13 protein-coding genes and 1 pseudogene are annotated in these 13,539 nt (G+C 70.7%); 7 read left to right on the top strand and 7 right to left on the bottom strand.

All coding sequences use genetic code 11. The annotated features are described in order from the left end of the window. Positions 1–31: 31 nt before the first annotated feature. The 5 genes from RLT59_RS02710 to RLT59_RS02690 all read right to left on the bottom strand — a co-directional run bounded on the left by RLT59_RS02710 (position 32) and on the right by RLT59_RS02690 (position 3,988). Positions 32–1,072 (bottom strand): iron-containing redox enzyme family protein, encoded by a 1,041-nt coding sequence (locus RLT59_RS02710; protein WP_311301857.1) that lies wholly within the window; start codon positions 1,070–1,072, stop codon positions 32–34. Next, positions 1,069–1,323 (bottom strand): CDGSH iron-sulfur domain-containing protein, encoded by a 255-nt coding sequence (locus tag RLT59_RS02705; RefSeq protein WP_311301856.1) that lies wholly within the window; start codon positions 1,321–1,323, stop codon positions 1,069–1,071. The genes RLT59_RS02710 and RLT59_RS02705 overlap by 4 nt, the downstream gene beginning before the upstream one ends. After that, complete coding sequence (locus RLT59_RS02700; protein WP_311301855.1) at positions 1,307–1,951, bottom strand: HemK2/MTQ2 family protein methyltransferase; 645 nt, start codon at positions 1,949–1,951, stop codon at positions 1,307–1,309. The genes RLT59_RS02705 and RLT59_RS02700 overlap by 17 nt, the downstream gene beginning before the upstream one ends. Positions 1,952–2,185: 234 nt before the next feature. Further along, on the bottom strand, positions 2,186–3,424 hold the full coding sequence (locus RLT59_RS02695) for a PP2C family protein-serine/threonine phosphatase (protein WP_311301854.1): 1,239 nt from the start codon (positions 3,422–3,424) through the stop codon (positions 2,186–2,188). A 117-nt stretch (positions 3,425–3,541) separates the two neighbouring features. Continuing rightward, positions 3,542–3,988 (bottom strand): hypothetical protein, encoded by a 447-nt coding sequence (locus RLT59_RS02690; protein WP_311301853.1) that lies wholly within the window; start codon positions 3,986–3,988, stop codon positions 3,542–3,544. Between the two features lie 288 nt (positions 3,989–4,276). Between RLT59_RS02690 and RLT59_RS02685 the strand changes: the two genes are divergently transcribed. The 3 genes from RLT59_RS02685 to RLT59_RS02675 are packed head-to-tail and all read left to right on the top strand — an operon-like array spanning position 4,277 to position 7,600. After that, on the top strand, positions 4,277–5,461 hold the full coding sequence (locus RLT59_RS02685) for an alcohol dehydrogenase catalytic domain-containing protein (protein WP_311301852.1): 1,185 nt from the start codon (positions 4,277–4,279) through the stop codon (positions 5,459–5,461). A gap of 60 nt (positions 5,462–5,521) precedes the next feature. After that, complete coding sequence (locus RLT59_RS02680; protein WP_311301851.1) at positions 5,522–5,977, top strand: SRPBCC family protein; 456 nt, start codon at positions 5,522–5,524, stop codon at positions 5,975–5,977. Between the two features lie 42 nt (positions 5,978–6,019). Further along, complete coding sequence (locus RLT59_RS02675) at positions 6,020–7,600, top strand: phytoene desaturase family protein (protein WP_311301850.1); 1,581 nt, start codon at positions 6,020–6,022, stop codon at positions 7,598–7,600. A 40-nt stretch (positions 7,601–7,640) separates the two neighbouring features. Here RLT59_RS02675 and RLT59_RS02670 read toward each other — a convergent pair whose 3' ends face one another. Further along, positions 7,641–8,516 (bottom strand): SDR family oxidoreductase, encoded by an 876-nt coding sequence (locus tag RLT59_RS02670; RefSeq protein ID WP_311301849.1) that lies wholly within the window; start codon positions 8,514–8,516, stop codon positions 7,641–7,643. Between the two features lie 276 nt (positions 8,517–8,792). Here RLT59_RS02670 and RLT59_RS02665 point away from each other — a divergent pair, with 276 nt between their 5' ends. From RLT59_RS02665 to RLT59_RS02650, 4 genes and pseudogenes are all read left to right on the top strand, one after another. Continuing rightward, the gene (locus RLT59_RS02665) at positions 8,793–10,304 is read left to right on the top strand and encodes a cryptochrome/photolyase family protein (protein ID WP_311301848.1); all 1,512 of its coding nucleotides are present in this window, start codon (positions 8,793–8,795) and stop codon (positions 10,302–10,304) included. 265 nt (positions 10,305–10,569) lie between these two features. After that, positions 10,570–10,932 carry a hypothetical protein gene (locus tag RLT59_RS02660; protein WP_311301847.1) on the top strand — a complete coding sequence of 121 codons (363 nt, stop codon included), beginning with the start codon at positions 10,570–10,572 and terminating at the stop codon, positions 10,930–10,932. Positions 10,933–11,176: 244 nt separating this feature from the next. Beyond that, positions 11,177–12,040 (top strand): phosphotransferase, encoded by an 864-nt coding sequence (locus tag RLT59_RS02655; protein WP_311301846.1) that lies wholly within the window; start codon positions 11,177–11,179, stop codon positions 12,038–12,040. Beyond that, positions 12,000–12,721 (top strand): annotated as a pseudogene (locus RLT59_RS02650) (transposase); the annotation flags it as partial. The gene RLT59_RS02655 and the pseudogene RLT59_RS02650, both read left to right, overlap by 41 nt. A gap of 392 nt (positions 12,722–13,113) precedes the next feature. Here RLT59_RS02650 and RLT59_RS02645 read toward each other — a convergent pair. Beyond that, positions 13,114–13,341 carry a hypothetical protein gene (locus RLT59_RS02645; protein ID WP_311301845.1) on the bottom strand — a complete coding sequence of 76 codons (228 nt, stop codon included), beginning with the start codon at positions 13,339–13,341 and terminating at the stop codon, positions 13,114–13,116. Positions 13,342–13,539: the final 198 nt, after the last annotated feature.

Genomic DNA, 13,539 nt, shown 5'->3' with positions numbered 1-13,539 from the left:
TCGGTCATCATGAGGAACCGGCCTCCGCCGATCAACGAGGCTGCCGCTCGGTCTCTGTCAACGGGACGCGCAGGGCGGAGTCGCCGCCTCGCCAGGCCGCCAGCAACGCCGCACCCAGCCTGTCTTCGAGCAGACCGGTGGCCTGGACGCCGAAGGCCACGTCCGGGTTCAGACCGGGCTCGGCCGCCAGGAGCGAATCGATCACCTCGTGCCGGACGACCTGCTCGTGCACCGCGTCGGCCTCGACGTGCTCCTCGTAGAAGTGCGCCGCGGCCGGCCCGGCACCCGTGCGCCGCATCGCCTTGGCGAGCCGCCGGGACCCGGGCGAGGACGTCACCTCCACCGCGGCGAAGTGCCCCACGAGAGCGCCGCGCAACGCCCGGTGCAGACCGAACAGCGACATCACGTTGACCGTGCACAGTCCCTGCGCGGGGGCCGCGTCGAGATAGCGACCGTAGGCGTGGTCCAGGCCGAGGTCGTCCATCAGGTCCGCGAAGAGCCGGGCGTGGACGTCCTCGGCGCGTCCGGCGCCGAACTCGTCGTACTCCACCGCCACCATCGCGGCCTTCGCACGGCCGTGCAGCCGCGGGATGACCCAGGCGTGCGGGTCGGCTTCCTTGAGGTGGTAGAGGGAGCGCAGCGCCGCGTATTCCCGGACCTGGCAGAGCAGGCCCTCGTCCTGCAGGAAGTTGCTCACGCCGGTGCCGTCGTCAACGGCCGGTTCGGTGAGGATGGCGGCGAGGGCTTCATGCGCGTCGGCCTCGCCCGGCACGTCCGTGCGCAAGGCGCTCAGGAAGCGGTGTTCGAGCGCCCCGCGCAGCCGCAACAGTTCGGGATCCCACTCACGGTCGTCATTGACAGCGTCGAATCCCTGGTAGTGCAGCTCATAGAGGACATAGAGCGCGAGCTGGAGATCGTCCCCGTACGGATCGGCCCCGGAGACGGCCTCCGGATCCACCAGGGGTGCGTGCCCGTCCCGCAAGGCCGACAGCACGGCGCGCGAGACAACACCGCGTGGGGCGGGCAGCGCCGGGCTGGTGCCACGGGATTCGAGGTAGGGAGAGGTGGTCATGCCGCCCCACCCGCTTCCGCGTCGGTGGCGGTGTCGGTCCCGGTCCCGGTCTCGGTACGGGCAGGGCGGCTGCGGTGGCTGGTGTCGCACCAGGGGTAGCGGCGGCTGCGACGGCAGGTGCACACCGCCACCATGAAGCGCTCGGAGGTGACAGCCACGCCGTCATGCCCGGTGACGGTCACGGGCCCCTCCACCAGGAGGGGGCCGTTGCGTTCGAGGCGGACACGGCGGGGGTCAGCGTTGTCGCGCACGGATAACCACCAGTTCCTCTTTGTCCTGCTCTTCTTCGTCCAGCAGCCCCTGATCACGCAGCCACGGCAGGCGGGAGCGCAGAACGGGGCCGAGGGGGATGAGTTCGCGGTCGACGACCTCGGCGTCGAGGCGTGCCCGCGCGAGGACATCGATCGTCGTCTGGGCGCCGCACATCTTCGAATGGACCATGAGCAGTGTTCCGCCCGGTCGCAGGACGGCCGCGGCGGTGGCACAGACCTTGTCGACGACGGCCCGGCCGTCCGGGCCGCCGTCCCAGGCACGCGCTCTGCCCCGCAACGGCGGCAGAGCGGTCGGCGAGGGAACGTACGGGGGGTTACTGATCACCATGTCGTACGGTCCCGCGTCATGGGCCGACAGATCCCGGTACCGGACGGTGACCCGGCTGCGGTGGAGCGCGGCGTTCACTCTGGCGCACAGCACCGCCCTGTGGGAGACGTCGACGGCGGTGACCCGGGCGCCCAGTCGGGCCGCGTGCACCGCCAGCGCTCCGCTGCCGGTCCCCAGTTCCAGGACACGTGTGCCGGGGCCGATGTTCTCCCTGGCCAGGGCCCGCATGAGGAGGTGCGTGTCGTGCTGCGGGGTGTAGACGCCAGGCACCGTCAGCATGCGTTGTGGCCTGGTGCGAAGTGGTACGGCCATGGCCGCCTCTCGCCCTCGTAGTGGCGACGACTGATCGTCGCCTGTCCAGAATGGGCCGCGCGCGAGTCGGCCGCCACTGCGGCGGTCACGGCCTGCGTACGGCGATACTTCCTGTCCCGCAGAGTCGGCCCGCCCTTCCGGCCGGCTTGCGGAGCGCGACTTCTGAATGGCCCGGAAGTCCGACCCGTAGGCGCGGGTGAGTCAGACGCCGCGCCCTCTCTCTCCGCCGGACAGGGGGCGGAACGCGGCCCGCGCCGGGCCCGGACGGTCTCCCGTGCGAGCGCCGTGCCAGTCGAGGCACATGAAGGTGGCGTCGTCCCTGGGGGCGCCGTGGTAGGCGTCCGTCACCGCGGCGACGAGAGCGCGCACGGCCTCGCGGGGGTGCTCGGCCGCGGTGTCACGGACAAGAGCGGGCAGGTCGACGGCTGCGGCTTCACGCTCCTGCGTGCCGTCGGTGTACAGCAGCAAGCGGTCGCCGGGCCGCAGGTCGAGATCCTGTACCTGGTACGGGCCCTGTCCGACGACGCCGAAGGGCAGGTTCACCGCCAGTCGGAGCTCGTCGACCCGGCCTTCGCGCAGCCGCAGCGGCCGGGGGTGGCCGGCGTTCACGATCTGTGCGCCGGACCCGTCCAGCGCGACGCGCAGGAGCTGTCCGGTGGCGAACGTGCGTCTCCCGTGGTCGAGGAGGGCCTGGTGGGTCTGGCGAGCTTGTTCGGCGAGGTCCGTCCCGGCGCGACGGGCGCCGCGCGACGCGTTGACCAGGAGCGTGGCCATGAGCGAGGCGTCGACGTCATGCCCCATGGCGTCCGTGACGGAGAGATGCAGAGTGTCGTGGTCCAGGCTGTAGTCGTACGTGTCACCGGCGATGTCGGAGGCCGGCACCAGGGCGCCGGCGAGGGCGAACTCGGCTGCCTCGCACGAGGGGGCCGAGGGGAGGAGCTGGCGCTGTATCTCCGCGGCCAGGCTGACCGGGGTGGTGCGGTTGCCCCAGTGGTAGAAGTCGGTGAAGCGGCGGTCGGTGACGATGATGTACGCCAAGGCGTGCGCGGCCTGTTCGACCTGCCTCAGCACATCCGGCGTGACGTGGGTGAGGAAGAGTTCCAGGACACCGACGGTGTCGCCGCGATTGCTGACCGGGGCGAGCACCCGCCGCTCCTGGTCGCCCTCGGCCGCCTGTACCAGCCTCTGGGTGCGCAGGACCTCGTCGTAGGGGCTGCTGCCCACGAGGGGAACCTGCTCGGCACGGCGCCCCGATGTCCCGGCGGCCGTGTCGCTGACCCGCAGGAGCCGCCGGCCGCCGCCGTCGGCGAACAGAAAGCTCACATACCGGGCGCCGAACCGGTCGCGGAGGTGCCCCGCCACGACACCGAGGGAGCCGACCGGCGCGGCGTCCTCCGCCGCGGCCAGTACCTCAGCCAGTTCCATTCGATCACGCGTCACTGTGGCCTCCCTGGGTTCGGGACACTCCTGCCCACCGAAACGCAAGGCATGACCGCGGGCGGCATATGCCGCGAAGCCGCACGGCCGACTTCTCCGTGATCCGGCCTAGAACGGACCCTAGTCCGGGTGCATGGTGGTGTCGGGAGGGCCTCCCAGGGGGCGGCGGGCCCCTTTCAGCTCGGCCTCGTACAGGTGGTCGCGGCCCTGGGCGAGCCGGTGGACCAGTTGCTGCTCGATTTCGGTGAAGGGCCGGTAGTAGGTCGGGTTGTAGCTCTCGATGAGCTGGAAGGTCCAGTGGCCGGGGATGACGTTACGGCCGAGGAGCTCACGTTCGACGAGATCGGCGTCCTGGTCGTGGCCGGCCTCGCGCAGGAGACGCACCGCGTCGCCGACGGCGAAGTCGGCGCTGCCGGTCAGCTGGTGGAACTCGTACAGCGCGCCGCGGGCGCGCTCGGTCGTCTCCAGCGCCTTCGACAGGGCGCCCAGCGCTTCGACGGTCTTGTCGCTCGCGCCTTCGGGACGGCGGTGCGCGGGGTCCGGGTGGCTGTTCTGTTCTTCGCTCACGCCCGTACCTATGCCCGGGGCGTGCGCGCGCCTACCCCGCCGGTCGCTCCACCGTGGAGGTCGAGACGGTCCGGTCCGCGACCGCCTGCCGGAATGCGCCGAGCCATGAAGGGCGCGACAGTGAAGTAGACCTGGGTCCTTGCGGAGGAAGGGACCGGGTGGAGGGGGACGCGGCGCCGATGGCGATCGAGCGAGATTCCTGTCCGGCTGTCTCCTGACCGCGCCGACCGCCTGGAAAGGCCCACGATCACGGAGTCGTCCTCGACGTTCCTCTTGAGAGGATTCGCAATGCGCGCACTGACCTGGCAGGGCAAGCGGGACGTCCGGGTGGAGACCGTTTCGGATCCGCGGATCGAGGACCCGACGGACATCATCGTCAGCATCACGTCCACGGGCATTTGCGGCTCGGACCTGCACCTGTACGAAGTCCTCGGCCCCTACCTCGACCCCGGAGACATTCTCGGCCACGAGCCCATGGGCATCGTGGAGGAGGTCGGCCCCCAGGTGACCTCGCTCGCCCCCGGGGACCGTGTAGTCGTCCCCTTCAACATCTCGTGCGGGCACTGCTACATGTGCGACCAGGGGCTGCACTCCCAGTGTGAGACCACGCAGGTCCGCGAGCGGGGCATGGGAGCCGCCCTCTTCGGCTACACCAAGCTCTACGGCCAGGTGCCCGGTGGCCAGGCGGAGCTGCTGCGGGTTCCCTTCGGGGACAGCCTGCCGGTCAAGGTGCCGCACGGGCCGGCGGACGACCGGTTCGTCTACCTGTCCGACGTACTGCCCACTGCCTGGCAGGCCGTGGAGTACGCGGCGATCCCGCCCGGCGGGTCCGTCACCGTCCTGGGACTCGGGCCCATCGGTGCGATGGCGGCGCGGATCGCCGGACACCGGGGCGCGGGCCTGGTGGTGGGCGTCGACCTGGTGCCCGACCGGCTGTCCCGCGCCGCCGCCGACGGGGTGCTCAGCCTCGACCTGCGCCGGCACGGCAAGGAACTCGGCGACGCCATCCGCGATCTCACCGACGGACGGGGCACCGACGCGGTGATCGACGCGGTCGGCATGGAGGCGCACGGCGCACCCGTGGCGAAGGCGGCGCACGGGGCCGTGGGGCTGCTGCCCGACGCGCTGGCGGAACGGCTCATGGAAACGGCGGGCGTGGACCGCCTGGCCGCCGTCCGGGCGGCGGTCGACGTGGTGCGCAGGGGCGGCACCATCTCGGTGTCCGGCGTGTACGGCGGCGCCGCCGACCCGCTGCCCCTGCTGACCATGTTCGACAAGCAGATCCAGCTCAGGATGGGGCAGGCCAACGTCAGACGCTGGGTCGACGACATCCTCCCGCTGCTCACGGACGAGGACCCGTTGGGCGTCGACGACTTCGCGACGCACCATCTGCCGCTCGAAGAGGGGCCGCAGGCGTACAAGACCTTCCAGGACAAGCGCGACGGGATGATCAAGACCCTGCTGATCCCCTGAGCGCGGTGCCCGAGCGGGCCGGCGGAAGCGGACACCCGCCCGACGAGACGTGGAGGACCGATGGCCGTACGACATCGATTGATCGAAAGCCCCGTGGACGAGGTCTGGGCGGTGCTGGCCGACGGGACGCGGTACGCGGACTGGGTGGTGGGGACGTCGGAATCGCGTCCTGAGGACGGGGAGTGGCCGCAGGTCGGCTCCAGCATCACGTACACCGTCCGGGTCGGCCCGTGGTCGGTGGCCGGCAGCACCGTCGTCCGGCGCTGCGAGCCTCCCGGCGTGCTGGAACTGGAGGTCGACAGCGGGTGGCTCGGCACCGCCCGGATCGCCCTGGAGGTCCGGCCCTGGGGCGAGAACACCCTGGTGACCATCGATGAACACCCGCTGCGCGGACCCGCAGGAAAGCTGCACAACACAGCCGTGGACGCGCTGATCCAACTGCGCCACCGCAGCATGCTCGCCCGACTGGCCGACACCGTCGAGACGGCCCCGCAGACCACACACAAGGCCGGCTGAAGTCCGCCCGGCCCCCGGAACGGCGAGCACGTGGAGGTATCGATGCCTGACGCGGTGGTGGTCGGCGCGGGGCCCAACGGTCTCGTGGCGGCGAATCTTCTCGCCGACGCGGGATGGACCGTGGAAGTGCTGGAGGCGCAGCCGGAGCCGGGCGGTGCGGTCCGTAGCGACCGGGGCGTCCATCCCGACTACGTGAGCGACCTGTTCAGCGCCTTCTACCCGCTGGCGGCCGCCTCCCCGGTACTGGCAGGGCTGGACCTGGGCGCCGAAGGGCTCAGCTGGAGCCGTGCCCCGCGCGTCCTGGCACACCCGCTGCCGGACGGCCGCTGCGCGCTTCTCGAACGGGGAGCCGAGGAGACGGCGGAGGGCCTGGACACGTTCGCCGCGGGCGACGGTGCAGCCTGGCTCGACCTGTACGGCACGTGGAGCCGCCTGGGCCCTGACCTTCTGCGCGCCCTGTTCACCCCCTTCCCGCCCGTGCGGCCCGGTGTCCGGCTGGCGGCCAGGCTCCGGGCGGCGGGCGGTCTGCGTCTGGCGCGGACGCTGTTGCTGCCCGTCCGTCGCCTGGGGGAGGAGCAGTTTCGCGGCGAGGGCGCCAGGCTCCTGCTCGCGGGTAACGCGCTGCACGCGGACCTCGGCCCCGAGGCGGCGGGCAGCGGGGGCTTCGGGTGGCTGATGTCCATGCTCGGACAGACCTACGGCTTTCCGGTGCCGGTCGGAGGCGCCGGTGCGCTCACCGCCGCTCTGGTACGGCGGCTGCAGCGGCACGGAGGCGTGGTCCGCTGCGGGAAGCGTGTCGACGAGATCGTCGTACGTGGTGGACGAGCCGTCGGCGTACGCACAGCGGAGGGCGAGTCCGTGCCGGCGTCCCGTGCCGTGCTGGCCGATGTGTCCGCGCCCGCGCTCTACGATGAACTGGTCGACGCGCGGTATCTCGCCGACCGGCTGCTGAAGGACCTCCACGGGTTCCAGTGGGACTACGCGACGTTCAAGGTCGACTGGGCACTGACCGGCCGCGTGCCCTGGACCGCCGCTGGGGCCGGCTCGGCAGGCACGGTCCACCTGGCCGACGGCGTCGACGGGCTCACCCGCTTCGCCGCGCAGATCGCGACGGGCCGGGTCCCCGACCACCCCTTCCTCCTCGTCGGACAGATGACCACGGCCGACGCCACCCGTTCACCGGCCGGCACCGAATCGGCGTGGGCCTACACCCATGTCCCGCACCTGATCAAGGGGGACGCGGGCGAGGACGACCTGACGGGGCGGTGGGACAGGCGCGAACAGGAAGCGATGGCCGACCGCATGGAGGCCGAGGTGGAACGGCGGGCCCCCGGATTCCGTTCCCTCATCACCGCCCGGCGCATCCTCGCACCGCCCACCCTTGAGTCCATGGACGCCAATCTGCACGGCGGCGCGATCAACGGCGGAACCGCGGCCGCCCACCAGCAGCTGGTGTTCCGGCCGACTCCGGGTACCGGGCGGCCCGAAACGCCGGTGAAGGGCCTCTACCTCGCCTCGGCCTCCGCACACCCCGGCGGCGGGGTCCATGGGGCCCCCGGCGCGAACGCCGCGCGGGCCGCGCGGCGCGGCGTGCGTGCTGTGCGCCGCCTTCGTGGCCGGTGAGCCGCAGCGGAGCACCGGCCCAGGAAGGGGAGCCCGGGGGTCAGGCCTGTGCCGGCCCGGTTCCCTCCGCCGCGCGCCCGCCGGCCCCCAACAGTCCCGTCGCTTCGAACGGCGACCGCGTCAGCTCCCGGCGCGTCAGCAGCGAGACCAGCCCCGGCAGACCGCCTCGCACCGCCTGGACACTCCGGAGCCACCCGGGCACATAGACGGAAGGTGCCCGCCGTTCGACCGCGCCGACCACGAGTCGGGCCACGTAATCCGGGGCGTAGGTCTTGCGCGCCGGTGGAGGCATATGGGACCGGAGCTCGCGCAGCACACGGTGCTGGTCGGCGTCCCGGATCATGTCGGTGTCGATCCAGTTCAGATACTCGATGCCCACGCTGACCCCGCGGGGGGCCAGTTCGGCGCGCAGGGAGTGGGAGAACGACTCCACGCCCGCCTTGGACGCGCAGTACGCGCTCATCATCGGCGCGGCGCCGATGGACGCGAGCGAGGCGATCTGCTGGTAGTGACCGCGGGTACGGAGCAGTTGCGGCAGAAACGTCCGTGCCGTGATCGCGCTGCCCACGAGGTTGACCTCGATCACGCGTCGCCAGGTGTCCGGGTCGGAGTCGGCGAACGGGCCTCCCTCCGCCACCCCGGCATTGCCGACGACGACAGAGACGGGGCCCAGCCGACGGCCCACCTCATTGGCGACGCGGGTCATCGCCTCGTCGTCGGTGACGTCCACGTGCCAGTGGAGTGACTCCGTGGGCAGTCCTGCGGCGGTCCGGGCGAGCTCTTCCCCCTCCAGGCCGAGCAGGGCCACGCGGACGCCCCGCCCGGACAGTTCGCGGGCGACAGCTGCTCCGAGGCCACGTGCGGCTCCGGTCACCACGGCTGTACGGCCGCTCAGGACGGGCTTTCGGTCCGACACGGGAACTCCTGCGGATCGGCGTCTTCGGGGATGGTCACACGCGGCTGGCACATGCTGCTCGACGCCATGATGTCACCATATGGAACGAGGTGCGCACGATGAGTCACCGCGAGTGCGCCGGAGCCGGTGGTACGGAGGGGCGGCGCCCGGCGTGTGCCGCCCGCGCCCCGCGCCGTCGTGCGCTTTGATCTGCGGGGGGAGGCGCGCGGTGCGGATCGGTCCGGCGGGCACCGCGTGTCACCGGCCGGGCAGCAGTCCGTCAAGGGAGCGTTCGGCATGAGCAAGGAAGAATCCGGCACGCCCCACTGGCTGTTCGGTGATCAGCTCGGCCCGCATTTCATCGACCCGGCGCACGGAGGCCCGCACCGGGACGCGCCGCTGCTGATGATCGAGTCCCGCAACGTCTTCCGCAGGAGGCGCTTCCATCGCGCCAAGGCGCACCTGCTCCTTTCGGCGATGCGCCACCGGGCCGCGGAGCTCGGTGACCGGGTGCGGTACGTCAAGGCGGATACGTACCGGCAAGGGCTGCGTGAGGCGGTGGGCGACGCCCGGGTGACCGTCCACCACCCCACATCCCGTGCGGCCCACGCCTTCGTGCGCGGGCTGCCCTCGGTGCGGGTTCTGCCGGCGCGCGGCTTCCTCGTGAGCCACGACGACTTCAGGGCCTGGGCGGACGGCCGCGACTCGAAGCGGCTCCGTCAGGAGGACTTCTACCGATGGGTCCGCCGGGAGCACGGTCTGCTGATGGAGGGCGACCACCCCGCCGGCGGCCGCTGGAACCTGGACCACGACAACCGGCAGCCCCCGCCACGCGACGTCACCGAGCTGGGCGCACCGGCACCGTACCGGCCCCGGGAGAGCGAGATCGACGACGAGGTGCGGTCCGACCTGGACCGGTGGGCGCGCGACGGGGACGTGGAGTTCGTCGGCGATGACGCACCACGCCGGTTCCCGGCCACGCGCCGGGAGGCGCTCGCCGCACTCCGCCGCTTCGTGGAGCACCGGCTCGCCACGTTCGGGGAGTACGAGGACGCGGTGCTGGCCGGGGACCCGACGATGAGCCACAGCCTGCTGTCCACATCGCTCAACCTCGGGCTGCTGGACCCCGCCGAATGCGTCGAGCGGGCCGAGGCCGGATGGCGGTCGGAAGGAGTGCCGCTCAACAGCGCCGAGGGGTTCGTGCGGCAGATCGCCGGGTGGCGCGAGTTCGTCTGGCATGTCTACTGGTACTTCGACGAGCAGTACCGAGTGAGCAACGTCCTGCGTCACCGCGAGCCACTGCCCGACTGGTTCACGGAACTGTCCCCGGACGGCACCGGGGCGAACTGCCTCTCCCACGTCCTGGAACAGGTCAGGACGACAGGCTGGACCCATCACATTCCCCGCCTGATGATCCTGGGCAGTTACGCCCTCCAACGGGGCTGGGATCCCCGGGCCGTCACCGACTGGTTCCACCGCAGCTTCGTCGACGGCTACGACTGGGTCATGGTCCCGAACGTGGTGGGCATGTCGCAGTACGCCGACGGGGGCCGCATGACCACCAAGCCCTATACGTCCGGGGGCGCCTACATCGACCGGATGAGCGACCTCTGCGGCCCCTGCAAGTACAACCCGTCCGTACGGGTTGGCGAAGACGCCTGCCCCTTCACCGCCGGATACTGGAACCTCCTGCACCGCCACCGTGACCGGTTCGAACACAACGCGCGGATGACCCGGGCGGTGCGAGGCCTGGACAGGCTCCGCGATCTCGACGCCCTCCTGGAGCAGGAGCGCGAGCGCCGCGACTGACCGCGCGAGCGTGCCACCACGGACTGACATCGGCTCCCGGCACGGTGCCTGTCATAGAGCACGGCTACCGTGCTGGCGTGTCGAACCCATATACGGCGTTGTGGACCGACGACTTGTGCCGAGAGCTTGAGCGGTCCGCCTATGCCGGTCAGCGACTGACGATGCTGTTTGGCGGGCCGCACCAGTCGCTGCCGAGCTTTCAGCGCGCGGGGGTGCAGCCGGGGACCGCATCTACCCAGTGCGTGGGCACCGCACCCGCCTCCATGTGCTGGAGATGCTGGAGGTAGCTCACATCGTTCCCTACGAGACCGTCGGCTCGGTGCTTCCCGATGATGACTACGTGAAGTTGTTGGACTGGCGCCCCCTCAAGGCTGGATGTGTCACTGCAGTGCTTGTCGGACCGCCAGGTGCCCCGCTCACCTTCGACACGGTCGTCCCCGGGGACCTTCTGGAGCGGCTGACGTTCACTTCTCTTCGCGGCAAGCGCCTGCTCAAGTACGTCGAGGACGGGCGGCTGATCCGCTCGGTGAGCCTCCAGGGCATCTATCGCCTCGCCGCCGACTCCGCTGAAGAGATTGATCAGTTGGTTCGCCGCGACGGCCCGAGTGGAGGAGCCGATGAAGTCTGATGAAATCAAGGCGCCCTTTTGGAGCGGACACACATACGGTGTTCAGCCCGCCTTGCCCCCGGCGACCATCGTTATCGCTTCCCTTCGGCCCGTGTTGAAGGCCTTTCATCGCCTCGGCACCACCGGCGAGGGGACCGGGCAATTCAGGATGGTGGCACTGGGAGGAAGGATGCGTCACCGCCGCTTGGCCACACCCTCGCTCATCCATGCCGAGATTCGAGGGTGCATATGACCGACGTCGCGCGTGCGATCGCGGCTGCGACTTTCGGTCGCCGCATCGCTCGATCTGCCAGCCAACGATGCAATCGGTCTCCATGACTCGGACAAGCTGGCACTGCGGCTGACGCCACGCGACGTCTTTGCCCGGGTTGCCCCTGTGGGACGGGAGGTTGCGCAGTTCGAAGTCGATCTCGCTCAGCGGCTCATCGAGGCCGGATGTCCGGTGTGTCCTTTGGGGCCTGGGGCGGACCCGCGTGTGTACACGCGTGATGGGTTCGCAGTGACGCCGTGGACCTACTACGAGCCCGTGACACCTCATACCTCACCAGTCGACTACGCGAAGGCGCTGGACCAGTTGCACACCGGCATGCGCCAGGTCGATATGCCGAGCCCGAGGTTCACGGCCCGGATCACGGAGGCGGAAGAAGTTGTCGCCGACCCGGATCGCTCGCCGGAGCTCACCGGCGCGGACCGCGTGTTCCTCAGCGGCAGGCTGGCAAGTCCGCGACGAGCGATCGACGATCGCGGCGCCGTGGAGCAGTTGCTCCGCGGCGAGCCGTATCCGGGCAATGTGCTTAGTACGAGGAACGGCTCGTTGTTCATCGACCTTGAGACGTGCTGCAGTGGACCTGTCGAGTTCGATCTCGCCAATGTTCCCGGTGCGGTCTGTGAGCGCTGCTCAAGCGTTGGCCAAGGGCTGCTGGACGAGTGTCGGCAGCTCGTTATCGCGATGGTCGCCGCGTGGCGTCGGGAACTTGGCGACCGGTTTCCGGATGAATGGCGATTCGGAGAGGAATTGCTGCGCGAGGGTCCTCCTTGGCCGGCACTCGACACGGTGACCAGGCGCGGCGCCGCGGCGCAAGCCGCCGGCCGTGCACAATCCGGGTAAGGTCCTGCTGGATGTGGCGCTGGCTGTCGCGCTCGGCGGGGACTGTCTGACCGACGTCGGCATGCTGCGGGTCGAGTCGGCTGTGTGCGGCCCGGTGGCTTCCGATCCGGCCATCTCGCGCCTCGTCGACGCACTCGCGGCGTCCGGCCCGAAAGCTCTTGCGGCGATCCCGGGCGCGCGGTCCGAAGTGCGTCAGTGAGTCTGGGAGTTGGCCGGGGCAAGCAGTCCGGCCGCCGACGGCCAGGTGATCGTGGAAACCGATGGGGTGCTGGTGCTCGCGCACTCCGAGAAGCAGGACGCCACCGCGACCTGGAAGAAGACCTTCGGTCATCATCCGCTCGTCGCGTTCGTCGATCACGGCCAAGCCGGTTCCGGCGAGCCGGTGGCGGCCCTGCTGCGGCCCGGCAACGCGGGCTGCAACACTGCAGCCGCCCCCAGCGAAGCCGCCCAACTCACCCTGGCCCAGCTGTCCAAACGCCTGCGGCGGGGACGGCAGACGCTGATCCGCACCGACTCCGCCGGCGGCACCCACGCCTTCCTCGACTGGCTCTCCCGGCGCGGGCGATGGCTGTCGTATTCCGTCGGAACGACCATCACCGAGGCAACCTCCAGGCCGTACTGAAGATCCCGAAGAAGGCATGGACGCCGGCCTACGACGCCGAGATCAGCGGCAGGGCGTGGAGGTTGCCTCGGCCGGGGGCTTCCAGGAGGCACAGTTCCCAGTCGTCGGGGACGTGCTGCGCAGGTGTGAGCCGCCGGCGTGGTGGAGCAGGAACAGGCGCGCCGCTGGGTGGCTCGCCGGCCTGGGGCGGATGAGCGGGGAGGCCGGCGTCTTGCTGAAGAGCTGTGAGGTGAGGAAGGCGCGTGGTTCGGGAGGGTGGCGCCGCTGGCGGCTACGGCGTGCTCCGGGACGCCGTCCGCGCTCTCCACGCGGGTGGAGATCTCCGGCATCAGCGGCGAGTCGATGTCGAGCTCGTGGTCGAAGTGCGCTCCGTCGGTGACCTCCTCGGGCTCGGTCTCCAGAACGACGACTATCAGGATTCGAAGCTCCTCGATGGTCACGCTCGTCGTGGTCATGGGTGTTGTCCCCGTTCCTGCGTGGATGGGCGAAGGGCTGGCGGCGGGGTCAGCAGCAGGGCGGCCGTCGCGTCGTGGCGTGGGCCGCCGGCCGTGGCCAGAACGTTGCCGGTGGCCCCGGACTCCAGGTAGGCGGCCGCGGCGGCGCACTGCAGGACGCCGAGCGCCCCGGACAGCGGGCCCAACTGAGATTCCAGGTCGATCCGGCGCCGGGGTGCGAGCAAACGGCTGTCCCCGGCCCCGACGGCTGCCGCCTCGTCCGCGAGCCACAGCCGGACGGATTCCTCCTCGGTGAAACCGGCGATGGTCAGTGCCGCGGCGAGGTTCCGGGCCCGTGCGTAGCCGGTGATCGTGGCGCGGGGTCGTGCGCTGCGGGAGGCGGCTGCGTCCGCGGGTTCAAGTACGACTGCGACTGCCGCGTC

The sequence above is a fragment of the Streptomyces sp. ITFR-6 genome (genome assembly GCF_031844725.1).
Classification (GTDB): Bacteria; Actinomycetota; Actinomycetes; order Streptomycetales; family Streptomycetaceae; genus Streptomyces.
Note: the sequence above shows the minus strand (reverse complement) of the source record. Positions and strands in the feature narration are given on the sequence as shown.

Coding starts and splice junctions, on each gene's coding strand:
- RLT59_RS02710 (WP_311301857.1), bottom strand. CDS start 1,072: ATGACCACCTCTCCCTACCTCGAATCCCGTGGCACCAGCCCGGCGCTG.
- RLT59_RS02700 (WP_311301855.1), bottom strand. CDS start 1,951: ATGCTGACGGTGCCTGGCGTCTACACCCCGCAGCACGACACGCACCTC.
- RLT59_RS02685 (WP_311301852.1), top strand. CDS start 4,277: ATGCGCGCACTGACCTGGCAGGGCAAGCGGGACGTCCGGGTGGAGACC.
- RLT59_RS02680 (WP_311301851.1), top strand. CDS start 5,522: ATGGCCGTACGACATCGATTGATCGAAAGCCCCGTGGACGAGGTCTGG.
- RLT59_RS02675 (WP_311301850.1), top strand. CDS start 6,020: ATGCCTGACGCGGTGGTGGTCGGCGCGGGGCCCAACGGTCTCGTGGCG.
- RLT59_RS02665 (WP_311301848.1), top strand. CDS start 8,793: ATGAGCAAGGAAGAATCCGGCACGCCCCACTGGCTGTTCGGTGATCAG.